Origin of the sequence: Planktothrix sp. PCC 11201, assembly GCF_900009135.1 — a bacterium.
GTDB lineage: Bacteria > Cyanobacteriota > Cyanobacteriia > Cyanobacteriales > Microcoleaceae > Planktothrix.
Genome location: NZ_LT797699.1, coordinates 30,516 through 56,034, shown reverse-complemented (window position 1 = coordinate 56,034; position 25,519 = coordinate 30,516). Strand labels below are relative to the sequence as shown.

At 39.3% G+C, this 25,519-nt stretch carries 20 protein-coding genes and 1 tRNA gene; 15 read left to right on the top strand and 6 right to left on the bottom strand.

The window, feature by feature from the left end; all coding sequences use genetic code 11:
• Positions 1–147: 147 nt before the first annotated feature.
• From PL11201_RS08910 to PL11201_RS08890, 5 genes are all read left to right on the top strand, one after another.
• Positions 148–822 carry a hypothetical protein gene (locus tag PL11201_RS08910; protein ID WP_144017705.1) on the top strand — a complete coding sequence of 225 codons (675 nt, stop codon included), beginning with the start codon at positions 148–150 and terminating at the stop codon, positions 820–822.
• Positions 823–936: 114 nt separating this feature from the next.
• Positions 937–2,283: a P-loop NTPase fold protein gene (locus PL11201_RS08905; protein WP_079678243.1), complete on the top strand. Its 1,347-nt coding sequence runs from the start codon at positions 937–939 to the stop codon at positions 2,281–2,283.
• Between the two features lie 130 nt (positions 2,284–2,413).
• The gene (locus PL11201_RS08900; protein ID WP_234996649.1) at positions 2,414–2,890 is read left to right on the top strand and encodes a DUF3122 domain-containing protein; all 477 of its coding nucleotides are present in this window, start codon (positions 2,414–2,416) and stop codon (positions 2,888–2,890) included.
• Entirely contained in the window at positions 2,887–3,750 is an 864-nt protein-coding gene (locus PL11201_RS08895) for a shikimate dehydrogenase (RefSeq protein ID WP_079678241.1), read from the top strand. Before PL11201_RS08900 ends, PL11201_RS08895 begins: the two co-directional genes overlap by 4 nt.
• 12 nt (positions 3,751–3,762) lie before the next feature.
• The gene (locus tag PL11201_RS08890; RefSeq protein ID WP_079678240.1) at positions 3,763–4,194 is read left to right on the top strand and encodes a hypothetical protein; all 432 of its coding nucleotides are present in this window, start codon (positions 3,763–3,765) and stop codon (positions 4,192–4,194) included.
• Between the two features lie 6 nt (positions 4,195–4,200).
• Here PL11201_RS08890 and PL11201_RS08885 read toward each other — a convergent pair whose 3' ends face one another.
• On the bottom strand, positions 4,201–6,390 hold the full coding sequence (locus PL11201_RS08885) for a serine/threonine-protein kinase (RefSeq protein WP_079678239.1): 2,190 nt from the start codon (positions 6,388–6,390) through the stop codon (positions 4,201–4,203).
• A 230-nt stretch (positions 6,391–6,620) separates the two neighbouring features.
• Between PL11201_RS08885 and acs the strand changes: the two genes are divergently transcribed.
• The 7 genes from acs (at position 6,621) to PL11201_RS25900 (ending at position 22,208) form a co-directional block, all read left to right on the top strand.
• A complete protein-coding gene (acs, locus tag PL11201_RS08880; protein WP_079678238.1) occupies positions 6,621–8,588 on the top strand; it encodes an acetate--CoA ligase in 1,968 nt (655 codons plus the stop codon).
• Between the two features lie 141 nt (positions 8,589–8,729).
• Positions 8,730–11,564 carry a hybrid sensor histidine kinase/response regulator gene (locus PL11201_RS08875; RefSeq protein ID WP_200816732.1) on the top strand — a complete coding sequence of 945 codons (2,835 nt, stop codon included), beginning with the start codon at positions 8,730–8,732 and terminating at the stop codon, positions 11,562–11,564.
• Positions 11,565–11,631: 67 nt separating this feature from the next.
• On the top strand, positions 11,632–14,448 hold the full coding sequence (locus PL11201_RS08870) for a hybrid sensor histidine kinase/response regulator (RefSeq protein ID WP_144017703.1): 2,817 nt from the start codon (positions 11,632–11,634) through the stop codon (positions 14,446–14,448).
• A 41-nt stretch (positions 14,449–14,489) separates the two neighbouring features.
• The gene (locus PL11201_RS08865; RefSeq protein ID WP_079678236.1) at positions 14,490–19,808 is read left to right on the top strand and encodes a SpoIIE family protein phosphatase; all 5,319 of its coding nucleotides are present in this window, start codon (positions 14,490–14,492) and stop codon (positions 19,806–19,808) included.
• 286 nt (positions 19,809–20,094) lie between these two features.
• Entirely contained in the window at positions 20,095–21,045 is a 951-nt protein-coding gene (locus PL11201_RS08860) for a thermonuclease family protein (RefSeq protein WP_079678235.1), read from the top strand.
• 14 nt (positions 21,046–21,059) lie between these two features.
• On the top strand, positions 21,060–21,641 hold the full coding sequence (locus tag PL11201_RS25905; protein ID WP_144017702.1) for an NADPH-dependent FMN reductase: 582 nt from the start codon (positions 21,060–21,062) through the stop codon (positions 21,639–21,641).
• Positions 21,642–21,704: 63 nt separating this feature from the next.
• Positions 21,705–22,208: a heme-binding protein gene (locus PL11201_RS25900; RefSeq protein ID WP_144017701.1), complete on the top strand. Its 504-nt coding sequence runs from the start codon at positions 21,705–21,707 to the stop codon at positions 22,206–22,208.
• A gap of 34 nt (positions 22,209–22,242) precedes the next feature.
• Here the strand turns inward: PL11201_RS25900 and PL11201_RS08850 are convergent, their stop codons facing one another.
• Entirely contained in the window at positions 22,243–22,659 is a 417-nt protein-coding gene (locus PL11201_RS08850; protein WP_079678234.1) for a hypothetical protein, read from the bottom strand.
• Positions 22,660–22,783: 124 nt separating this feature from the next.
• Here PL11201_RS08850 and purS point away from each other — a divergent pair, with 124 nt between their 5' ends.
• A complete protein-coding gene (gene purS / locus PL11201_RS08845; protein WP_079678233.1) occupies positions 22,784–23,056 on the top strand; it encodes a phosphoribosylformylglycinamidine synthase subunit PurS in 273 nt (90 codons plus the stop codon).
• An 89-nt stretch (positions 23,057–23,145) separates the two neighbouring features.
• Complete coding sequence (gene purQ, locus PL11201_RS08840) at positions 23,146–23,823, top strand: phosphoribosylformylglycinamidine synthase subunit PurQ (protein WP_079678232.1); 678 nt, start codon at positions 23,146–23,148, stop codon at positions 23,821–23,823.
• A gap of 78 nt (positions 23,824–23,901) precedes the next feature.
• On the opposite strand, the gene PL11201_RS08835 is transcribed toward purQ, so the two are convergent.
• The 4 genes from PL11201_RS08835 to moaC form a co-directional block, all read right to left on the bottom strand.
• Positions 23,902–24,111, bottom strand: coding sequence for a glutathione S-transferase family protein (locus tag PL11201_RS08835; RefSeq protein ID WP_079678231.1), 210 nt, complete (start codon positions 24,109–24,111; stop codon positions 23,902–23,904).
• Positions 24,112–24,175: 64 nt separating this feature from the next.
• On the bottom strand, positions 24,176–24,481 hold the full coding sequence (locus tag PL11201_RS08830; RefSeq protein ID WP_200816731.1) for a DUF3181 family protein: 306 nt from the start codon (positions 24,479–24,481) through the stop codon (positions 24,176–24,178).
• 51 nt (positions 24,482–24,532) lie between these two features.
• The gene (locus tag PL11201_RS08825) at positions 24,533–24,787 is read right to left on the bottom strand and encodes a 2TM domain-containing protein (RefSeq protein WP_079678229.1); all 255 of its coding nucleotides are present in this window, start codon (positions 24,785–24,787) and stop codon (positions 24,533–24,535) included.
• Positions 24,788–24,826: 39 nt separating this feature from the next.
• The gene (gene moaC / locus PL11201_RS08820) at positions 24,827–25,348 is read right to left on the bottom strand and encodes a cyclic pyranopterin monophosphate synthase MoaC (RefSeq protein ID WP_079678228.1); all 522 of its coding nucleotides are present in this window, start codon (positions 25,346–25,348) and stop codon (positions 24,827–24,829) included.
• A 74-nt stretch (positions 25,349–25,422) separates the two neighbouring features.
• On the opposite strand from moaC, the gene PL11201_RS08815 reads away from it, so the two are divergent.
• Positions 25,423–25,496, top strand: a tRNA-Arg gene (locus tag PL11201_RS08815).
• Positions 25,497–25,519: the final 23 nt, after the last annotated feature.

The following is a 25,519-nucleotide window of genomic DNA, read 5'->3' as shown; positions in this document are numbered from 1 at the left end:
TCCCCTGCTCCCCCTGCCTCCCCTGCCTCCCCTGCTCCCCCAACCCCCCCTGCCTCCCCTGCCTCCCCTGCCTCCCCTGCTATCCCCCTAGGCTGGCTCACGGGGGTGTTTGTTTGTTATACGCTGATAGCTTGGATTTTAATAACTTTGAAGATTCCCTTCTGGGTTTGGATATTTGGTCTAATTGCTTGGTTTACTATTACCTTAGTCGCCAGTGAAGATTCGGATTCGTCTCAACCTTGGTTAATATCGTTGATGTTTGCTGGGGCGATCGCTGGTTGGGTGCTAGGAAAGGAAGCTGGCGGGATGATTACAGCAACGGTATGGGGGATGGTCGGCATGGGATTAGGGGCGATCGCTGGCTCAGAAACGGCCTCTAAATCGATAATTGGACTGTTGACGGTGATGGGCATTGCTGCTATTGCCGGGCTAATTGCTGGAACACGTCGAGGAAACTGGTTAGGTGCGATTTTCGGTGGGGGTTTTGGGGTAATTATGGGATTGATGTTAGGGATTATTTTAGATGCAATATTTCAATCAAGAGCCAAACTGGGAACGGGGAGCCTATTTGGATTACTATTAGGAGGATGGATTGGGGCTGGGATTGGGGCGGGTCAAAAAGCTATGATGCGGGTGATTGAACAAATACAGCCAGAGGTTATTATTGCTGCTTGGGGTGCGATCGCCTTGGTTGCTGGGGTCGTGGCGCAAATGGTAGCAGGAGAAAAATTACTTGCGTCGTACAATGGGTTTTATACCTTTTTGATTTTGGGGATTGCTTCCGGTCTCGGTTTTAGTTTTGGGTTGTGGTTAGCCTACTAATCCTGGCAAACTAAAGATTTATATTGAATCGCAGAAAATAGGGAACATCGAAACATCGATGTCAAGTCTTAAGGTAATAGAGATCCTGTCAAAATTCAAACTCATTTAACAACAATGGAACTTGATTTATCTCGTTTTTTTAACGCTTCTAATCCGGTTTTAACGCTAAATGTAGAAAACCCAGAAGATAAACAATATTATATCGATTTTTCTCCTGCACGCGGTGGGAAACTGATTGAGCAAATTGCTCGAACGATTACTCGTTTATCACCCGATCGCCCCACTTGTCAACTGTTTACAGGTCATGTTGGATCGGGAAAGTCAACGGAATTACTCCGACTTCAAGCTCAACTCAAACAAGAAGGATTCCATGTCGTTTATTTTGAGTCGAGTAAGGATTTAGATATGGCGGATGTGGATATTACCGATATTTTATTAGCGATCGCCCGTCAAGTTAGTGAAAGTATTGAACTACTGAAAATTAAATTACAACCTAAAGGCTTTAAAAGTTTACTCAGTGGAGTGATCGGAGTTTTAAATACAGAAATTGATTTAAAAGGAGATATTAATGTCCCCGGAATTGGGACGTTAGCTGCCAGTACGGAAGGGGAGTTTTCCCTGTCAATGGGAATTGGAAATATTACGGCTAAAACCAAAGATAGTCGAGATTTAAGGTCTTTATTGCGTCAATATTTAGAACCTCGAACTAATAATATTTTAGAGGCGATAAATAAAGAATTATTGGAACCATCAATCCAACAATTGAAACAAATGGGAAAAAAGGGATTAGTCGTCATTGTTGATAATTTAGACCGGATTCTTGATACCCAAAATAGTACCGGACGCCCGCAACCGGAATATTTATTTATTGATCGGGGTGAACAACTAAATAAACTAAATTGTCATGTTGTTTATACTATTCCCCTCGGTTTAATTTTTTCTAATAATTTAGGACAACTAATGAATCGCTTTGGGAGCGATCCGAAAACCTTACCCATGGTTACGGTAAAATTTGAAGACGGTACACCCTGTGAACCAGGAATTGAACTATTACGCCAAATGGTAATGGCTCGAGCTTTTCCGGGTATTGATCCGAAAGAATATCCAGACTTAGTAACAAGTATTTTTGACACTCCTGACACTTTAGATCGACTTTGTACAATTAGTGGCGGTCATGTTCGGAGTTTACTAATTTTGTTATATAGCTGTTTACAAAGAGAAGATCCTCCATTAACTAGACAATCCTTAGAGGAAGTGATTTTACAACGTCGCCATCAATTAACCTTAGCTATTGAAGCCGATGAAAGAGAAATGTTACGTCAAGTAGCACTGACTAAAAAATTAAGTGGTCAAATGGAATATCAAACCCTATTAAGAAGTTTATGGGTGTTTGAATATCACCAAGCCCAACATTTTTGGTATGATATTAACCCGATTTTGGCAGAGGCTCAGGAATTTTGATCGCGGATTTAGATGGATTAAACCGATTGTACGAATTTTAGCTGGGCTTTGTCTAGCTATTTTTGATTTTTAATGATTTGCAAGGAGAGGAATGATGTTGAGATTATTAACCAAAATCGTAGTCATCCCGATGACTTTGTTGTTCTTAATCTTAGGAAGCCAATTTTTCATCCTAGAACCAGCCAACGCGACTATCGGGCAACAACAAGAAGCCCCCGGACAAATGTTGTATCAATCCCGTCATAGCTTACGAGATGAAACAGGGAGTGCTTGGCAAGTTGTTCTGTTTAAACGAGTCAAGAATGATCAGATTGACACCATTAATTTACGTTTAGTGGGATTTCCGAATCAGGCTGCATTTCTTCATCCTCAAGGGTTAGAAATTATGACTCGTCAAGGAAGACTATTTCAAGCTGAGGATCAATTAGCTAAAAACGCACCTGCCCCTAATGTTGGTGAATATAACCTCAAGGAAGTTTTGCCTCAACTCTCCTCAACAGAACAGGTGAAGCTACATTTACCATTAGAGGGTAAAAAACACACTCTAATTCTTCCTTCTCCTATCATTTTAGAATGGCAAGAATTGATTAAACAGGAGAAAAGATGATTAAAGGAACAACCAAACTATTAGGAGTAATCGGTGATCCGATTGAACATTCCCTTTCACCAGTGATGCACAATGCCGCGATCGCCCATTTGGGAGTAGATTATGTTTACCTCCCCTTTGCCATTTCTCCCCAAGATTTAAAGGTCGCTATGGAGGGATTTGCGGCTATTGGAGTTCAGGGATTTAATATTACTATTCCCCACAAACAAGCAATTTTACCCTTTTTATCGGAGGTGACCACCCTGGCTCAGTCCGTCGGGGCGGTGAATACTGTCTGGCGGACTCAGAAGGGTTGGAGCGGTACCAATACCGATGTGGTGGGCTTTCTGACTCCCTTAGAGGTGTATCATCGAAACTGGGATGATCAGGTGGCTGTGATTTTGGGATATGGCGGGGCGGCGCGGGCGGTGGTGGCTGGATGTGCCCAGTTAGGGATCGGGGAAATTTATGTGGTCGGTCGTGACCCCCAGAAATTAGCAACGTTTCAACAGAGTTGGATCAAGTCCCCCCTCTCGGTAGCGGTCAAAACCTGTACCTGGGAGCAATTATCGAGTCTCCTTCCCCAAGCTGACCTCCTGGTGAATACAACCCCTGTGGGAATGTACCCGAATGTTGGAGAGTCTCCCGTGGAGGTGTCGGTGATGGACAAAATTAAACTAGGTGCGATCGCCTATGATTTAATTTATGTTCCTGAAACCACCCAATTTTTGACTTTAGCGGCTGCCAGAGGTGCGATGATTTTAAATGGACTGCCCATGTTAGTGCAGCAGGGAGCCGCCGCCTTAGAATTGTGGTTAAAGCAACCTGCTCCGATTGAGATCATGGGTCAGTCTCTCCAACAATATCTACATATAAAATAACTCAAAATTTCCATGAAATTTAGAATTTTACCCGTTATTGTTTGCGCTTGTTTCTGGGTTTTAATTACAAGTTTTTGGACTCCCCCAGCTTGGGCATTAATTCCGATTCAACTGCAAGATTTAAGTTACAAAGACTGTCCTCCTGAATTATCTGAAGGGGCGGTATCGAGTGGTTCTAGTCAAGATGCCAACTGTTTTATTATTACCGGAAAAGCGAATAATACATCGGGAAAAGTTGTTGTGGATGCGGATATTTTTGGTCGGATTTATGATGCGACTAACAACCCCGTGATGCAAAATCGAGGAAGGTTAGGCAATATTGATACAGTTCCTCCTGGAATTAGTGATTTTGAATTTAGAATCTCGATTCCTTCTAATCTGGAACCTCCCCTGCAACTCAAACAATTTAAAGCCTCTGGTTTTAAAAATAGAATTGGCAGATAAACTCAATTACCCCCCGGATTGTAGGCGTTTAATTTGGAACTGGGCATCTTTATAACCCCCGGTTAAGCCTTGTTCCAAATAGAGTTTTCCCGCCTGTTCAAAATCACTAATTGCACCGCTTTTATCGCCGATTTCAATTCTAATTAATCCCCGTCCATAATAGGCCGCCGCATAGTTTGGTTTCAGACGAATTGCTTGGGCATAATCGGCGATCGCTTTATCATAATTCTTCATGGTAACATGGACTTGGGCGCGATTTCCGTAGGCTTCAGCATCATTGGGATTAATATTAATTCCTTGGGTATAGTCGGCAATTGCCCCTTGATAATCCTGGGCGGATGAACGGGCTAATCCTCGATTACCATAAGCTTTATAATCATCTCCTTTAATTTCAATAGCTTTTGAGCAATCTGCAATCGCTTTGGGATAATCTTTTAAATTCAAATTAGCAATACAACGATTATTATAGGCGACTTCATTGGGAGTTCTATTAATCGCTTCCGTGCAATCTTTAATCGCTTGATTATAGTCCCATAAATTAATATAAACGCTACAACGATTAGCATAGGCTTCCGAATTATTCGGATCAAGTTGCAAGACGGTATTATAATCCGCTAAAGCCCCTTGATAATCCCCTAAATGAAATCTAGCCCGACCTCGATCATAATATCCGATCGGGTTCTTAGGTTCTAGGTGAATCGCTTCGGTATAATCGGCCATTCCTGATTGTAAATCCCCTGATTTCACCAATGCAGTCCCTCTAGCGCGATAGACTTTGGCTTGTTTGGGTTGTAGTCGTAAAACCGTATTATAATCTCCAATAGCGGCGGTATAATCTTCTAGGTCATAATGGATTAAACCGCGTTTATAGAAAGCCTCTCCGTCCTGTGGTTCTTGTTTTAAGACTTGGTTAAAATCAGCTAAAGCCCCCGATAAATCCGAGGTATCATAACGGGTTAAACCCCGGTTAAAATAAGCATTAACATAGTTAGGATTGAGTTCGATGGCTTTGGTATAATCGGCCAAGGCTTCTTTATATTCCTTCAAATCATAGTGAGCATTGGCGCGTTTATGATAGGCCTCGGGATTATTGGGATTAAATTTAATGGATTGATTAAAGGCTCGAATTGCACCTTTTGGATCACCTTGATTGACTTTTTCTACACCTCTTTTTAAAGAATTTTCGGCTTTGATGGGATCGGGACGATTTAAAACTTGCAGCAATCCAAAAATCACGATTAAACCGACTAATCCAGTTGTGGTAATTGCTACTATTTTAGGCCAGGAAATCGGAGTTTTTTCTTCTTGATAAATAGGAAAATTTTTTAACTTATTAATATTAAATCCTGAACGTCCAGTTGCCTTTCTTAAATCATCTAAGACATCAATTACAGTCAGATAGCGTTTGCTATAATAAGGATGTACCATCTGATCAATAACCTGGGCTAACCCTGGACTAGCTTTGCTATAATTGCGCCAACTCGGTTCCCCGGTACTCGATAAACTCGGGTCTTGTAACTTCGGTAAATCCGAGGCTTCTAACCCGGTAATTGCTTGAATCGCAATCATCCCCACCGCATAAATATCACTATTATATTGGGGATGACCTTGGAACTGTTCAATCGGCATATAAAAAGGGGTTCCCGTGGCAATGGTTCGTAATCCTTGACCATTACCATCAGCTAGTCTGCTACTGACTTCTTTGACGGAACCAAAATCAATTAATACTAATTTTTGATCGGATTTACGACGGATTAAATTAGAGGGGTTGACATCCCGATGAATAACTTGATTCTCATGCACAAATACTAAAATTTCTAAAATATCTTCGATTAATAAAATCACCTGTTCTTCTGACCAAGGAACCCCAGGGACTAACTCTTTCATTAAAGGCTGTCCACTCACAAATTCTTCAATTAAATAAAATTGATCATGATCCTCAAAATAAGCCAACAACTGCGGAATTTGATCATGTTTTCCTAACCGTTCTAAAATTTCTGCTTCTTGGCGAAATAATCGCAATGCCGTCTTTAAAGTATTAGAATTATTATTAGGCGGTCGCAATTGTTTCACCACACATTGGGGATGACCCGGACGTCGGGTATCCGCAGCCAAATAGGTTTGTCCAAAAGCTCCTGAACTAAGGACTTGAACAATTCGGTATCTTCGATCTAAGAGTTGACCAATCATTTCCATAATTAGTAATCAGTAAACAGTAATCAGTAAGCGGTTAAGCGTCTAAGTTTATGATTGAAAAATCTTTATATATAAGCAGTGCCAGCGTCCTCGTTCGCTAAATTATAAGCTATAAATGCCTATGCAGCCTAATCAGTAATCAATAAAGTTAAGAATTATCAAGCCTATTCTTAACCCTTAACTCTTAACTCTTACACTGATAACTGATCCCTGATGACTGATTACTGATTATGTCACAACCTACGATAGAATCGATTCTGCAAGAAAATCGGTTGTTTCAACCCACACCAGAGTTTTCCCAGAATGCTCATATTAAAAGTTTAGAGGAGTACAAACAACTCTATGAAAAAGCCAAAGCTAACCCCGAAGCATTTTGGGCAGAACTAGCGGAAACAGAACTCCATTGGTTTCAAAAATGGGATCAGGTTTTAGACTGGCAACCCCCTTTTGCCAAATGGTTTGTGAATGGCAAAATTAATATTTCCTATAATTGTTTAGATCGGCATTTAACCACTTGGCGGAAAAATAAAGCCGCCTTAATTTGGGAAGGAGAACCTGGCGATACCCGAACTTTAACTTACTTCCAACTGCATCGAGAAGTCTGTCAAATGGCAAACGTTCTCAAACAGTTAGGAGTGCAAAAAGGCGATCGCATTGGCATCTATATGCCCATGATACCCGAAGCCGCCATTGCCATGTTAGCCTGTGCCCGCATTGGCGCGCCCCATACCGTTGTCTTTGGCGGGTTTAGTGGAGAAGCCTTAAAAGATCGGTTAGTGGATGCGGAAGCTAAATTAGTAATTACCGCCGATGGGGGATGGCGCAAAGATGCCATTGTCCCCTTAAAAGAACAGGTGGATAAGGCCATTGAAGCGGGGGCGACCTGCGTTGATAACGTTTTAGTGGTACAGAGAACTAACCAAAAAATTAATATGGAACCGGGACGGGATCATTGGTGGCATGATCTCAGACAGGGGGTTTCCGCCGACTGTCCCGCCGAGCCGATGGATAGTGAGGATATGCTGTTCATCCTGTATACCAGTGGGACAACGGGCAAACCCAAGGGCGTTGTTCACACCACGGGCGGGTATAACCTCTACACCCACATTACCAATAAATGGGCCTTCGACTTACAGGATACCGATGTCTATTGGTGTACGGCCGATGTCGGTTGGATCACCGGACACAGTTATATTGTCTATGGGCCGTTATCCAATGGGGCGACAACCCTCATGTATGAGGGGGCTCCGAGGGCCTCTAACCCAGGTTGTTTCTGGGATGTGGTGGAAAAATACGGGGTAACGATTTTCTATACCGCCCCCACCGCCATTCGGTCATTTATGAAAATGGGAGAACATCATCCCAAGTCCCGCAATTTATCGTCTCTACGGCTCTTAGGAACCGTGGGAGAACCCATTAACCCGGAAGCTTGGATGTGGTATCAACGGGTGATTGGGAACGGTCAATGCCCGATTGTCGATACTTGGTGGCAAACAGAAACGGGCGGATTTATGATTACCCCCTTACCCGGGGCGACCCCCACCAAACCTGGTTCGGCCACCTTACCCTTCCCTGGGATTTTAGCGGATGTGGTGGACACCGAAGGTCAACCCGTGACCGATGACAGTGGCGGGTATTTGGTGGTGCGCTATCCCTGGCCAGGAATGATGCGGACGATATATGGTGATCCCGACCGCTTCCGGCGCACCTATTGGGAATATTTGAAACCCAAAGACGGTATACCCCTCTATTTTGCCGGGGATGGAGCCCATCAAGACCGGGATGGATATTTCTGGGTCATGGGTCGGGTGGATGACGTGATCAATGTGTCAGGACACCGTTTAGGGACGATGGAAATTGAGTCAGCTTTGGTGTCCCATCCGGCGGTGGCTGAGGCGGCGGTGGTTGGAAAACCTGATGAGATTAAGGGTGAGGAGATTGTGGCTTTTGTTACTTTGGAGGAAGGCAAGGAAGCCTCGGAGGAGTTGGCCAAGGAATTGAAAAAGCACGTTGTCGGTGAAATTGGGGCCTTAGCCCGTCCCGGGGAAATTCGGTTTACGGATGATTTACCCAAAACCCGGTCTGGGAAGATTATGCGGCGGTTATTGCGATCGCTGGCGTCGGGTCAGGAAATTACCGGAGATACCTCTACGTTACAGGATCGGAGTGTATTAGAAAAATTGCGCGGTGGGGCGTAATCATTTGTAGGGGCGGGTTCATCGAGATTTAGGTGATTAACAACAGATATAAAAGAACCCGCCCGTACCAGTGATCAGTGTTAATTTTGTGATCTTCCCTGGTAAACCAGGGATTTTTTATTATATTTAAAATTTATCAAAATGATGAGTAGCGATCGCACCTCAAAATCCCAAAAATCTCAACAAATTCCCCTAAGATTATTACTAATTGTCCCTTTTGTTTTGCAAATTGTGGGCGCAGTAGGATTAGTCGGTTATCTTTCCTATCGTAGTGGACAAGAAGCCGTAGAAGATATAGCAACATCTTTAATGGCAGAAATCGGCGATCGCATTGAACAAAACTTAAATAGCTATCTCAAAGCACCCGAACAAGTTGTTCAAACTAATGCTTCTCTCATCCGGCAAAGAATTTTAGATTACCAAAATTTACCAAGACTACAAATACACTTTGCCCAGCAATTGCAAATTTTTTCTAGTGTGAGTACGGTGAAAATTGCTAATGAAACAAAAGACTATATAGAAGTTTCACGATACAGATCTGATCAACTTAATGTAAGAATCTTAGATACTTCAAAAAGCAAAAACTTCTATCGTTACCGAGCAGATCTCACAGGTAAAATTCATCAATTACTACAGATTAGAACTGACTATAATCCCCATAATGACCCCCCCGGAGGGAAGCCTTGGTATGGTGAGGCAAGGGAAGCCAAGATCGGAACTTGGGGCATTTTTGTCAATTTATCACAGGGAAAAAATCACCCGCTTCTGTCTGCAACTTATCATTTGCCATTTCAAGATGCACAGGGACAATTTCAAGGGGTACTTGGTTCTAATCTATATCTACCTCTGTTTGGAGACTTTCTCCAAGGTCTAAAAATTGGGAACACAGGGCAAGCATTTTTGATCGATCAACAAGGACAAATGATTGCTAATTCTGTTAATGAAGTACCATTTATAGCTACTGCGAAAAGTGAATTATCTCAAAATGTTAATGCTAGTTCCCGCCGCTTAAAAGCAACAGCTAGTACAAATAAACTCATTCGATTAACCTCCCAATATTTAACAGATCACTTTAAACTACAAGATATTCAAAAATTTCAAAAATTTAATTTATCAGTGGATGGTCAGAAATATTTTGTGCAGGTTCTTCCTGTGAACAAACAAAATTTAAACTGGCTAACAGTTATTGTCATTCCTGAGAATGACTTCATAGAACATATTCAGGAAAATGCCCATTTAACAATTGTCTTGTGTGGTCTAACTCTTGTTGTTGCCACAATAATTGGTATTCTTACTGCTCGATGGATTACTAAACCAATTTTACAATTAAGTCAAGCAAGTCAGGCTTTAGCATTAGGAGAATGGCAAAAGTCTGATCAAGAAAATGATTTAATAAGAACTAAAAATATTACAGAAATATCAACTCTTGCCCATTCATTTAATATTATGGCAAGTCAGTTACAAGAATCTTTTGAAACTTTAGAACATCGGGTAGAAGAACGCACAGCAGAGTTAGTCATTGCCAAAGAAAAAGCGGAAGTTGCTAATCAGGCAAAAAGTTCATTTATTGCTAATATGAGTCACGAATTGCGATCGCCCCTCAATGCTATTTTAGGATTTTCCCAATTAATGTTACGGAATAAAAATTTACCGCAGGAACAGTCAGAAAATGCGGGGATTATTCATCGCAGTGGGGAATATTTGTTGACTTTAATTAATAATGTACTGGATTTTGCGAAAATTGAAGCCCAAAAAACTACCCTTAATCAAAAGGATTTTGATCTCTATCAATTGCTCGATGATTTAGAAGATATGTTACATTTAATGGCGTTTAATGCGGGATTAGAATTGATTTTTGTGCGGGGAGAAAATCTACCTCGTTATATTTACAGTGATAGCGTCAAATTACGTCAAGTTTTATTAAATTTATTAGGGAATGCGATTAAATTTACATCAAAAGGTGAAGTTATTTTAAGTGTTGGATACGATCCCCCCCAACCCCCCTTAGTAAAGGGGGAGCAAGAGGAGATTAAGGGGAATCACTCTTTAAAATTTACTGTCAAAGATACAGGAAAGGGCATTTCATCAGCAGAATTAACTAACTTATTCCAGGCATTTTCGCAAACCGAATCAGGACGAGAAACCCAAGAAGGAACCGGATTAGGATTAGTAATTAGTCGTCAATTTGTGCAGTTAATGGGGGGAGATATTACAGTAGAGAGTGAATTAGGAAAAGGCACAAATTTTCAATTTTCAATTCCGGTACAATTAGGTCAAGAATCAACTCAAATTGAACAAATTAATCCCCGACGGGTATTAGCACTAGCACCCGAACAACCGACTTATAAAATCTTGACGGTAGATGATAAAGCGATTAATTGCCAATTATTAATAAAATTACTTTCACCTTTAGGATTTGAAGTGAAACAAGCGAGTAATGGAATTGAAGCTATAGCGATTTGGCAAGAATGGCAACCTCACTTAATATTCATGGATATGAGAATGCCTGTCATGGATGGTTATGAAGCGACTAAATATATTAAGTCAACGACTCAAGGTAATGCGACCGCGATTATTGCTTTAACTGCCAGTGTCTTAGAAGAAGAAAAAGCGATTACTTTGTCGGCTGGATGTGACGATTTTATGCGTAAACCCTTTAAAGAATCTACAATCTTTGAAAGATTAACAAAGCATTTAGGAGTCAAATATATTTATGAAAATATGACCGAGGGAAATAGTAAAATAGGAGGAGAAATTAATGAATTACCCCGACTAACTACAGAACAATTACAAGTAATGCCCCAAGAATGGGTGCTCAGATTATATCAAGCAGTTCTCGAAGCAGATGATCAGCAAATCAGGAGATTAATCTCAGAAATTCCCGAAACAGAAGCTTCTTTTGCTAAAAGCTTGACTAAAATGGTGCGTCAATTTCAATTTGAGCAAATTATTGATTTAATAGAACCTTTAACATAACAGTGGACAATTGACAATGGACAAGTGATAATTGATAATTTTTATAAATAATATTCCTGATTACTGAATGATTAATAGCGATCGCGCCCATAAAACCCCAAAATCTCGACAAATTCCCCTGAGATTATTACTAATTGTCCCTTTTGTTTTGCAAATTGTGGGCGCAGTAGGATTAGTCGGTTTTCTCTCCTATCGCAGTGGACAAAAAGCGGTGGAAGATATGGCAACATCTTTGATGTCAGAAATCGGCGATCGCATTGAACAAAACTTAAACAGCTATCTCGATGCACCCGAACAAGTTGTTCAAACTAATGCTTCTCTCATCCGTCAAGGAATTTTAGATTACCAAAATTTACCAAGAGTACAAACACATTTTGCCCAGCAATTACAAATTTTTCCGAGAGTCAGGGGTCTGATGATTGCTAACGAACAGAAAGACTTTTTAGAAGTTTCACGACATACATCTACTGAACTTACCGTGAGAATTTTGAATGGTTCAAAAAGCAAAAACTTCTATCGTTACCGAGCAGATCTTACAGGTAAAACTCATCAGTTACTACAGATTAGAACTGACTATAATCCTCATAATGACCCCCCTAAAGGTAAGCCTTGGTATGGTGAAGCAAAGAAGGCTAAAACTGGAAATTGGCAAATTTTTGTCAGTTTATCACGGGGAAAAGACCACCCAATTTTGGGTATTGGCTATCATCTCCCATTTTATAATAACGAGGGAGAATTTCAAGGGATACTTGCTTCAATTCTATATCTGATTCAGTTTGGGGATTTTCTCCAACATCTAAAAATTGGGAACACAGGACAAGCATTTTTAATAGATAAACAAGGACAAATGATTGCCAATTCCATTAATGAAGTACCATTTATAACTACTGCTAAAAGTGAGTTATCTCAAAATCTTAATGTTAGTTCCCGCCGCTTAAAAGCAACAGCTAGTAAAAATAAACTCATTCGATTAACCTCCCAATATTTAACAGATCACTTTAAACTACAAGACATTCAAAAAAATCAAAAATTTAATTTATTAGTGGAGGGTCAGAAATATTTTGTGCAGGTTCTTCCAGTGAACAAACAAAATTTAAACTGGCTCACAGTTATTGTTGTTCCTGAATCTGACTTTATAGAACATATTCAGGAAAATGCCTATTTGACAATTGTATTTTGTGGTCTAACTCTTGTTGTTGCTACAATAATTGGTATCCTCACGGCTCGATGGATTACTAAACCAATTTTACAATTAAGTCAAGCAAGTAAGACTTTAGCATTAGGAGAATGGAAAAATTCTGATCAAAAAAATGATCTAATAGAAACTAAAAGTATTACAGAAATATCAACTCTTGCCAATTCATTTAATAGTATGGCAATTCAGTTACAAACATCTTTTGAAACTTTAGAAAATCGAGTAGAAGAACGCACAGCAGAGTTAGTTATTGCTAAGGAAAAGGCGGAAATAGCCAATCAAGCAAAAAGTACATTTATTGCCAATATGAGCCATGAATTGCGGAGTCCATTAAACGCAATTCTTGGTTTTTCCCAATTAATTTTACGCACAAAAAACATACCCTCTGAACACTATGAAAATGCTGGTATTATTCATCGTAGTGGAGAATATTTATTAACATTAATTAATAATGTGTTGGATTTTTCTAAAATTGAAGCTCAAAAAACGACTCTGAATCAAAAGGATTTTGACCTCTATCAATTATTAGATGATTTGGAAGATATGTTACATTTAAGGGCGTTTAATGCGGGTTTAGAATTAATTTTTGTGCGGGGAGAAAAGCTACCTCGTTATCTTTATGCTGATGGGGTAAAATTACGTCAAGTTTTATTAAATTTATTAGGGAATGCCATTAAATTTACTCAGAAAGGTGAAGTAATTTTAATGGTTAATAGACAGGAAAATCAAGACAATCAAAATTATATTTTAAATTTTACAATTAGCGACACAGGAACAGGAATTTCTGAAGCAGAATTAACTAACTTATTCGAGGCATTTTCGCAAACAGAATCGGGACGAGAAGCCCAAGAAGGAACAGGATTAGGATTAGTAATTAGTCGTCAATTTGTGCAGTTAATGGGGGGAGATATTACGGTAGAAAGTGAATTAGGAAAAGGCACAACTTTTCAATTTTTGATTAACGTAAAATTAGGTCAAGAAACTATTAATAATCAGAATATTTCACAGCAAAAAGTATTAAAACTAGCACCCGAACAACCGACTTACAAAATCTTGACGGTAGATGATAAAGCGATTAATTGCCAATTATTAATAAAGTTACTTTTACCTTTAGGATTTGATGTGAAAGAAGCAAGTAATGGACAAGAAGCTATTACTATTTGGGAGCAATGGCAACCTCACTTAATTTTTATGGATATGAGAATGCCTGTTATGGATGGTTATGAAGCCACTAAATATATTAAGTCAACGACTCAAGGTAATACTACCGCGATTATTGCTTTAACTGCCAGTGTCTTAGAAGAAGAAAAAGCGATCACTTTATCAGCAGGATGTGATGATTTTATGAGAAAACCCTTTAAAGAATATACAATTTTTGAAATATTAAGAAAGCATTTAGGAGTTAAATATATTTATGAAGATATGACAGATGGAAATAGCCAAACAGGAGAAGAAATAAATGAATTATCCCAACTAACTACAGAACAATTCCAAATCATGCCCCAAGAATGGCTACTCAAATTATATCAAGCCGTTCTGGAAGCAGATGATCAGCAAATTATGAGATTAATCCCAGAAATTCCCGAAACAGAAACTTCTTTCGCTAAAATCTTAACTAAAATGGTGCGTCAATTTCAATTTGAGCAAATTATTGATTTAATAGAACCTCTGGTTAGGGATTATAATTAATTAGATCGTTATTAGTTATCCGTTAAGGGGAAAAACCAAAAATGCTAAAAATTGATGGCTACCAGACTTTCACTGCAATCTATGAAAGTGCTAATTCAGCAGTCTATCGCGCTATTCGCGAGACTGATAACCAAAGAGTGATCCTCAAAGTCCTCAAACAAGATTATCCTACCCCTGCGGAACTGACTCGCTATAAACAAGAATATGAACTGACTCGCACTCTGAACCAGGAAGGTGTCGTTAAAGCCTACGGTTTAGAAAAATATCAGAATGCTTTTGTCATGTTTGTCGAAGATTTCGGGGGCGAATCTTTGAAAATATTGAGACAACATCATCAGTTTAGTTTAGGAGAATTTCTGTCAATTGCGATTAAAATTTCTACAAGTTTAGGACAAATTCACTTTGCCAATATTATCCATAAAGATATTAACCCTGCCAATATCGTACTTAACCCCCAAACCCAACAATTAAAAATTATTGATTTAGGGATTTCTACGCGCTTAACTAGAGAAAATCCCACCTTAAGAAATCCCAACGTATTAGAGGGAACGTTACCCTATATTTCTCCTGAACAAACCGGGCGGATGAACCGAAGTTTAGACTATCGTACTGACTTTTATTCCTTGGGAGTCACGTTTTATGAAATGTTAACTGGAAAACTGCCTTTTGAAACAGAGGATGATTTAGAATTAGTCCATTGTCATATTGCGAAACAACCTATATTACCCTCAGAAATTAACCCATTAATTCCTCCGGTACTAGCCAATATTGTGATGAAATTAATGGCGAAAAATGCCGAAGATCGCTATCAAAGTGCTTGGGGATTAAAAGCAGATTTAGAAAATTGTTTACAAAAATTACAATCCACGGGAAATATAGATAATTTTACTTTAGCGACTCAAGATATTTCCGATAAATTTCAAATCCCTCAAAAATTATATGGGAGAGAATTCGAGATCACAACTTTATTAACAGCTTTTGAGCGAGTTAGTAGTCCATCTTCACTCCTTGCTAATAAAGACTTTAGGGGTTCTGAATTAATATTAATTGCTGGATATTCTGGCATCGGAAAAACAGCTTTAGTGAAAGAAATTTATAAACCGATTACAGAAAAAAGAGGTTATTTTATTGCCGGAAAATTTGACCAATTTCAGCGAAATATTCCCTATAGTGCGGTAGTTAAAGCATTAGGAGAATTAATCAGAAACTTGTTAACTGAAACAGAAGTAGAACTGAATAAATGGCAAGCAAAAATACTAGCTAGTTTAGGAGTAAATGGTAAAGTTATTATTGATGTCATTCCCGAACTAGAATTAATCATTGGTAAACAGCCTGCGGTACCCGAATTAGGGGCGAATGAATCCCAAAACCGTTTTAATTTTGTCTTTCAGAACTTTATTAAAGTTTTTACTCAACCCGAACATCCTTTAGCCTTATTTTTAGATGATTTACAATGGGCTGATGGTGCATCATTAAAATTAATACAATTATTAATGAGTGGTGATGTACAGGGATTATTTTTAATGGGAGCCTATCGAGATAATGAGGTTTCTCCCGCCCATCCCTTAATATTAACCCTAGATGAAATTGCCAAAAATGGGGCGATTATTGAGCGGGTTTTCCTCTCACCTTTAGATTTAGTGACCATTTCAGAATTGATCAGGGATGCGCTAAAAACTACTCCAGAAAAGGTTAAATCTTTAGCGCAATTAGTCTTGTTAAAAACGGGGGGTAATCCGTTTTTTATTAATGAGTTTTTGCGATCACTTTATACAGAAGAATTGTTGAAATTCAATCGCATATCTTTGAGTTGGGATTGGGATTTAGATGATATTGAAAAGCGAGATTTTACCGATAATGTCGTAGAATTAATGACAGGTAAAATCAAAAGATTGCCCCCAGAAACTCAAGATATTTTAAAAATAGGAGCCGCGATCGGTAATCAATTCGATTTACCTCTGGTGAGCGCAGTTGAGTCAACCGGGTTAAGAAATATTATTGATAGTCTTGATAGGGCTGTCTCAGAGAATTTGGTCATGCCATTAGATACGAGAGAAAATATCGAATTAGCTTTATTAAAAACTCCTAATTATGAATTACCGAACTATAAATTTATTCACGATCGCGTCCAACAAGCGGCATATACCTTGATTCCTGAATTAGAAAAACCGGAAACACATTTAAAAATTGGTAAACAACTATTAGAAAAATTGTCTGAACAACAGAGAGAAGAAAAAATATTTGAGATTGTCAATAATCTGAATTTAGGGAAGGAGCTAATTACCACAAAATCCGAGAGAGATGCCCTAGCTAAATTGAATCTATTAGCAGGTAAAAAAGCTAAGATTGCTACAGCTTATAATGCCGCAGTTGAATACTTAAATTTGGGGATAAAACTCCTAAGTGCAGATAGTTGGCAGAGTCAGTATCACCTCACTCTATCCTTGTACTCAGAAGCGGTAGAAGCAGCATACCTTAACGGCAATTATGAGGAGATGGAAAAATGGGCAGAAGTTGTGCTTAAACAGGCAAAAACTATGCTTGAAAAAGTAAAAATTTATGAGGTAAAAATTCAAACTAGTATGGCTAAATCCCAACAATTAGAAGCCGTAAAAGTTGGGCTAGAAGTGCTAAATTTAATGGGAATTAGTTTGCCTAAATCTCCGACACCGTTGGATATTCAGCAAGCACTTTTAGAAACAAATACTTGTTTAAATGGGAAAACTATAGATGATTTACTCAATCTTCCTTTAGCAACAGATCCCGATCACTTAGCAATTATGCGTATCTTATCAAGTATGGGTTCTTCTACCTATCAAGCAGCTCCTACACTGTTTCCTTTGATTGTATTATCACTGGTTACTCTATCTGTTAAACATGGTAATTCTTTGTTTTCTCCTTATGGTTATGCCTCTTATGGAGTCATCCTAAAGGGAGTATTGTTAGAGATTGATTCGGGTTATAATTTTGGAAATTTAGCTTTAATTTTGGTAAATAAATTAAATGCTTTAGAATTTAAAACTGAAATTAATTTTATAGCTGGTTCTTGTACAGTTCATGGCAAAGTTCATGCAAAAGAAACCCTATCTCTTTTATCAGAAGGATATCAAAGCGGACTGGAAAATGGACACTTGGAATATGGTGGCTATGCTGCCATGCAAAAAGGCCAATATTCATATTTTATCGGTCAGGAACTGACAGAACTTGCGAGGGAAATGGCAATCACAAGTCATTCCCTGGCCCAACTTAAGCAAAATAATGCTTTAATTTGGAATCAAATATTTCAGCAGACAGTTCTTAATTTGTTGGAAACTTCTAACAATCCTTGTTATTTACTGGGTGCAGCATATAATGAGCAGACATCTTTACCAATGCTTAAGCAAGCGAATGATCGAACGGGATTGCACTATTTTTATGTCAATAAACTCATCCTCTGTTATTTGTTTGGAGATGATCAGCAAGCTTTAGAACATACGATGGACGCGGCCAACTATTTAGATGGAGTGACAGCATTTTTAGTGGAATCCGTGTTCCATTTCTATGATTCTTTGGTGCGGTTAATCATATATCCATTTGTTCCGAATGCAGAACAAGATTGTCTGTTGAATAAAGTGCAAGCTAATCAGGAAAAAATGCAAAAATGGGCGAATCATGCTCCGATGAATTTTCAGCATAAATTTGATTTAGTGGAAGCAGAAAAATGTCGGGTTTTTAGACAAAAATTAGAAGCAATGGATCTTTACGATCGCGCTATCTCAGGAGCTAAAGAAAATCAATTTATCCAAGAAGAAGCACTGGCTAATGAACTCGCGGCTAAATTTTACCTAAATTGGGGCAAAGAAAAAATTGCCAAAGATTATATGCAGTCAGCCCACTACGCGTATACTCTCTGGGGTGCTACGGCTAAAGTTAAAGACTTAGAGAAAAAATACCCGCAATTATTAACTTTAACGTCAACTACTCCCCTGATTAAAGGAACAAGAACTACCCGCAAATCAAGTGGGGTTGACTCCGGCGATACTTTAGATTTAGCGACAGTGATGAAAGCATCTCAAGCCATTTCTGGGGAAATTGTCTTAGATCAATTACTGGTATCTTTGATGAAAATTATCATCCAAAATGCCGGAGCTCAATCAGGTTATTTAGTCTTAGAAACTCAGGGACAATTACTGATTGAAGCCTCGGGAGTTGTCAATGATGATAACATCACAGCATTACAATCAATTCCCCTGGAAAATCACTTACCTGTTACCCTCGTCAATTATGTAGCCAGACTGAAGGAAGATGTGGTTTTAAAAGATGCCACCAAAGAGGGTAATTTTGTTAATGATCCTTATATTATCACCCATCAACCTCAATCAATTTTATGTACCCCTTTGCTCAATCAAGGTCAATTAATTGGCATTGTTTATCTGGAAAATAACCTCACGACTGGAGCTTTTACACCCGACCGATTAGAAGTGATTAAATTATTATCAGGACAAGCCGCGATCGCGCTAGAAAATGCCCGTCTCTACCAAACCTTAGAAAATAAAGTGGTCGAACGCACCGCCCAATTAGCCGAAGCTAATCAAGAAATTAGTGCCCTTAACGAAAAATTGCAAGAGGAAAATTTGCGCCTGAGTGCGGAGTTAGATGTGGCGAAAAAATTACAAGAAATGGTGTTACCCAAACCCGCAGAATTAGACGCGATCGAGGGTTTAGATATTGCTGGATATATGGAACCAGCCGATGAAGTAGGGGGCGATTATTATGATGTTTTATTGAGTGAGCATGGGGTGAAGATCGCGATCGGTGATGTCACAGGACACGGTTTAGAAAGTGGTGTATTAATGCTAATGGCACAAACCGCAGTACGCGCTCTAAAAGAAAGTAACGAAACCGATCCAGTGCGCTTTTTAGATATCCTCAACCGCACCCTTTATGGTAATATTGAACGGATGAACTCCGATAAAAATATGACCTTAGCCATTATAGATTATGCTGATGGTGTGGTGAAATTAAGCGGACAACATGAGGAAATGATTGTCGTGCGAGCCGATGGTGTTGTGGAAAAATTTGATACGATTGATTTAGGATTTCCCATTGGTTTAGATGCAGAAATCGCTGATTTTATTGCTCAAACAACAGTCCAATTAAATAGCCAAGATATTATCATTTTATATACCGATGGAATTACGGAAGCCGAAAATATTAATCAAGAGCTATATGGGTTAGAAAAAATCTGTCAAATTGTGGTCAAAAATCGACATCTTTCTGCCCCAGATATTCGTCAGTCTGTGATTGATGATCTTCGACAATTTATTGGCAATCAGAAGGTATTTGATGATATCACATTAGTGGTTTTAAAACAAAAATAGTCGCTTTAATTAATTGGCTATCACTATTATTTATGGGATTCTAAAAAAAATTAAAAGTTGAATTTTTTACCTAATTATGATAATATTCCTTCTTCTTCAGATTTGTAAAAAACAACCTGTAAAATCAGGTTAGGATTATTCATCTTTAATAATTATACCTAATAAGTTCCATCTTAATCAATGTTTAGGATGCAATTTTAACCCACTATGGTATTATGGCGACGACGATTAATGCCAGTATCAAAATAAACGGTATCATTTATCACGAAAAGGACAATCAAATATTGTGGGAACTCGGATTAAGAACTTACAAGTCACAAGAGTTGTGGATGGGGACACAATCAAGGTGTTACTCAATGATAAGCGGGAATTTTTAAGACTCGATTGTGTGGACACCGAAGAAATACTTAACCATGATTCTAAACCTCGAACCAATGCGGGAATTGCGGCATCAGAAATGGCGCGGCAATATTTTATGAATGAACATGGTTTTTTAACAAAAGTCGATATTGAATTTGATAGCAATGAACCTGTAGAAGTATGCTTAGAAAAATATCGAGATCATCACGGACGATTAATTTGTTGTGTTCATAAACAAGGAGAAAATTATAATTTAAAATTAATTAAGGAAGGTTGGAGTCCTTATTTTATTAAATATGGATCATCTCGATTATATCATCAAGAAATGATGCTGGCTGAAGCGGAAGCTCAAGCCCATAATCGCATGATTTGGAATCGCCAAACTAACGAAAGTAGTGCGTTTAGAAACTATACAATTCTAATGCCTTGGTGGTCGTTACGAGCTTCGATTGTGGATGATTTTCGTCGCTATGGACAACCGAATGGCGTGTTATCCGTACGTTTAGATTATCCTAAAATATTATTAGCCGCGATGAAGCAACAATCCATTACTATTTTTTGTGATTTACAGGAGGGAATTACTAAATGGATTGGGAATAGTGGGATTATTCATACGGGAACAAAAGACCGGAGTTTGAAATTATGGATTCCTGAAGCTAGTGATAATAAATATGCTCCTATCGTTCATTTAATTAATAAACGATATACGGGGTTAGGACGGGGCTATGTTTATATTAGTGGACAGGTGACCATGTACCGAGATAAACCCGAAATTACCCTAACTCATCTGCAACAATTATCGGATTTTTGCCCGGTTTTTCCAGGAGCAAGTTCGACAAATTCCCCGGCTTTAACTTATAATAATACTCAGAAATAATCACCGATACCATCATGGCAAATTCCCCCAAAATTCTCGCCTTTGCTGGAAGTGCAAAGGAAGCATCCTTTAATAAAAAGTTAGTCCAAATCGCCGCCGCCGGGGCCAAAACAGCCGGGGCGGAAGTCACCTATATTGATTTACGGGATTTCCCGATGCCCTTATTTGATGAAGATTTAGAAGCTCAACAGGGAATTCCGGCGGCTGTTCGTGAATTTAAAGATTTAATGTTAGCCCATCAAGGATTATTAATTGCCTGTCCTGAGTATAATAGTTCGATTACACCGTTATTAAAAAATGCCATTGATTGGGCATCTCGTCCCGAACCTAATTTACCCGGATTAGCCTGTTTTAATAATAAAATTGCAGCAATTATGAGCACCTCCCCTGGAGGGTTTGGAGGAATGCGCGGGTTAGTTCATGTTCGGGCTATTTTAGAAAGTATTGGGGTGTTAGTTATTCCTCAACAAAAGTCTATTTCCCAAGCCTTTGAAGTGTTTAATCCCGATGGCAGTTTGAAAGATCCCAAACAACAGCAGGATGTAGAAAGTTTAGGAGCAAAAGTTGCCAGTTTATTGATCAAACTTTCCTCTTAAATATTACCTATTACCCCTTACCCCTTACCCATTACCTATTACCCACTACCCCTTCCCTAATCTATGGCTACTTTTCCAGAAGGATTTCCACCACCGACTCCCATTGGGGTAATTGAAGTTAAACAATATCCCGCCTATCGAGGGGTAACCTATGTCCATCAAGGGGATTTAACTCAAGCCACTCGCCAGGCATTTAATCCCCTATTTCAACATATTAGCAGTAATAATATTGCCATGACAACTCCGGTGGAAGCTCGGTATTTACAGGAATCTGATTGTCAGAATCAAGCCGAGGTTTCTTTTCTCTATTCCCATCCTGAAATTACCCCTCAACAAATACAATCCGATGTCAATATAACGGATACTCCTACCATGAAAGTCCTGAGTATTGGAATTCAAGGAGCTTATAGTTGGGAGAGTTATCAAGTTAATTTACAACGGTTAAAAAATTGGTTAAAACAACATCCTGAATACGAAATTGTGGGTTCTCCCCGACGGTTGTTTTATAATTCTCCCATGACACCTGAGAACCTCAAATATAGTGAAGTACAAATTCCGATAAATTAATCAAAATTCGATTAATTTATCCCAATCTCAACTATTATTTTTGATCAGAAATTGATAGTCGATAAGGGTTTTGACCCTGTTGACGATCGCCAATATAAATGTTATAATTTCCCTTAACTCCATAACCCGAATACTGTAAAACACCGCTATTGGCAGAACCTTCGGGTAACATACAATAACGTCCGGTGGGGCCATCAATTAATAGGGTCGGTGAGCCCGATGTGGTCACCATAATTCGCCAGTAGGGTAAATCATCAGTAACCTGAATAACGTGATTCGGAGTTTGGGCAATAAACCCACAGTCCTGACTATTCACAGGCCCCCCAGAGGTTCCTGAGAGGGAGACAGGAGCTCCGGGGCTGATTTGCTGTAGATTCGCTCCAGCACTGGGCGCAAGGGCTAAAACCAGGCTGAAAACCCATCCCATCAATGTTACATGGCGTAATTTCATTTTAAGTTTCTCCTACAATTAATGCACTCCATTCAAACCATACTGACGGAAAATTAGACTTACAGGTTCTTTTTTTCAATCTTTGAGGGATAATTAATACTGTGCCATTAAAGTAGGGATTGTTGTGACCCATCACTACCAAGCTAGAATTTATATTACCCTCCGTCCTTCTGTTCTTGATCCTCAAGGCGTGGCGGTGAAATCTGGTATTCAACATCTGGGATATGACAATGTTGAACAGGTGCGGATTGGTAAATATATTGAAATGACCCTTTCAGCAACGGATGAAACCGAAGCAAAAAGTCAACTTGACCAGATTTGTGATCAGTTACTAGCTAATCCCGTGATTGAAATTTATCGATTTGATCTGACGGAAGTTGTGGCTGTTACTCGTTAAGTTGATGAACATTTGGGTTGATCAAAAATTAACTAAAAACATTTTTTGATCAACTTCTTTCTATCACTAATTTACTACATAAATACACTATGAAATTTGGGGTTATTGTTTTTCCGGGTTCTAATTGCGATCGAGATGTGGCTTGGGTCACTCAAGGATTATTAGGACAACCAACCCGGATGATTTGGCATGAAGATACGGATTTATCGGATATTGATGTGGTAGTAATTCCGGGGGGATTTAGTTACGGGGATTACTTGCGCTGTGGGGCGATCGCGCGTTTTTCTCCGATCATGCGTTCAACAATTGAACACGCCAACCAAGGGAAATTTGTTCTGGGAATTTGTAATGGATTTCAGGTATTAACTGAAGCGGGATTATTACCCGGAGCATTAGTCAGAAATCGGGATTTACACTTTATTTGTGAGTCTGCCCCTTTAACAGTAATTAATCAGAATATTCCCTGGACTTCTGAATATGAAGTGGGAGAAGTGATTAATTTACCCATTGCCCACGGGGAAGGCTGTTATTATGCCGATGAAAAAACCCTAGAAGAATTAGAAGCAAATCACCAGGTTTTATTCCGTTATGGAACTGATAAAACTCCCAAACCCGAAGAAAATCCTAATGGATCTTTAAATAATATTGCGGGAATCTGTAACCGTCAAGGTAACGTTTTAGGTATGATGCCCCATCCCGAAAGAGCCTCCGATCCCATGTTAGGAAATACCGATGGCATTAAACTCTTTAAAACCCTATTGCGTTAGTTGATAGCGGTGTTTTTTACTCGTTTAAAAGCCGGGTTTATTAACTTTCAAAACCCGGTTTTTCTAATTTTTTGAATCCTAATTTTCCAGGGTTTTTGCACTTTGACCCAACAGGATTTTTTTAGCTTCATCGGTCATTTTTTTACCGGAAGCATAGGCTTTTCCTTTTTCATAAGCCCGGATCACTGCTGGACGGGACTGAATTCGATTAAACCAAGCTTTTAAGTGGGGAAAATCTTCTAAATTTTGCTGTTGTTGTTCAAAGGGAACACCAGTAGTAAAGTTCAATCAAACTGATAATAAGTGTAGATCATGGGAATTTGAGGGAGGCGTGAACGCCTCACAACAAAGTTTACAGGTCTTCTTGGAAGTCTTTTAAAATTCTTACCAGGTCTTGAATTCCTGCATTGGGAATTAAATTCACTAAGGAGGTCGTCTGTTTTCCGCCCCCTAAATTGACATAAACTTTTTGCAAGACCTGTTGAACTTCACTTTCGGTAAAGTCTCCCTGCTCCAAGAGGGGATAAAGTTGTTCGGCTAATTGTGTATGCAAATGGGCATCCGATAAATACAGATGCCATTTAGCAATATCAATATAGATATTTTCTCCAATTTCAGCGGCTAATTTTTCCAGGGTTTTGGTATCTAAAACAGACATGATTAAACTCCTAAATAGTTAAGGGTTAACGATTAATGGTTAACTCAAATGTTATTGATCGGGGGTGACGGGAGAATAGTCGGCGATCGCAAAAATATAAAGACCATGAAGGGCGATCGCAGATAACCAAATTAGAGTAAATCCAGTTAACCAAGACCAGTCCGTGGATTGCAGATTATGGAAAAACCATAAACCCGAATTAATCGTGGCAAAAATAGCAACATGGGTGGCAAAATTCACCCGATCATCCAAACGACGATAGTCTGGATCTTTCCGGTCAGGTTGACGGGGCCAACGAGGAGGCATAGACAATTAATTCCCAAGCATTTCTATTCCATTTTAGGCTTAACTGGGATTGACTTCTATCTGTTGTTGGTAGTCCCCGGATTTTCCTCCGGTTTTACTCAACAGGCGAATTGACTCAATCACAATGGATTTTTCCAAGGCTTTGGCCATGTCATAGAGGGTCAAAGCCGCCACGGAAACGGCGGTTAAGGCTTCCATTTCTACCCCGGTTTCTGCTTTGGTAATCACTTGGGCTCGAATTTGATACCCGGGTAATTCGGGATCGGGAATAATTTGGACATCAATTTTGCCCAGGGGTAAGGGATGACACAGGGGGATTAATTGGGCCGTTTGTTTGGCCGCCATGATTCCCGCCAGTTTTGCTGTGCTTAAAACATCCCCTTTGGGTGCGTTTCCGGCTTCAATGGCGTCAAAGGTGGTGCTTAACATCCTGACTTGTCCCCCTGCGATCGCCTGACGACGAGTAACCTCCTTCTCGGACACATCCACCATCCTTGCTTCTCCGGTTTCATCCAGGTGGGAAAGGAGATCGGCGGATTCTGAAAAAAAAATGTTTGCCATTTGGAAAAAATGTGTTATGCTAATAAAGCAGTCAAAAAAAGCTAATTTTTGAGATTGTTGTGCTGAACTGACGGGGGCTTGTAGCTCAGTGGACTAGAGCACGTGGCTACGGACCACGGTGTCGGGGGTTCGAATCCCTCCTAGCCCGTTAGATTACTTAATATCTGGTTT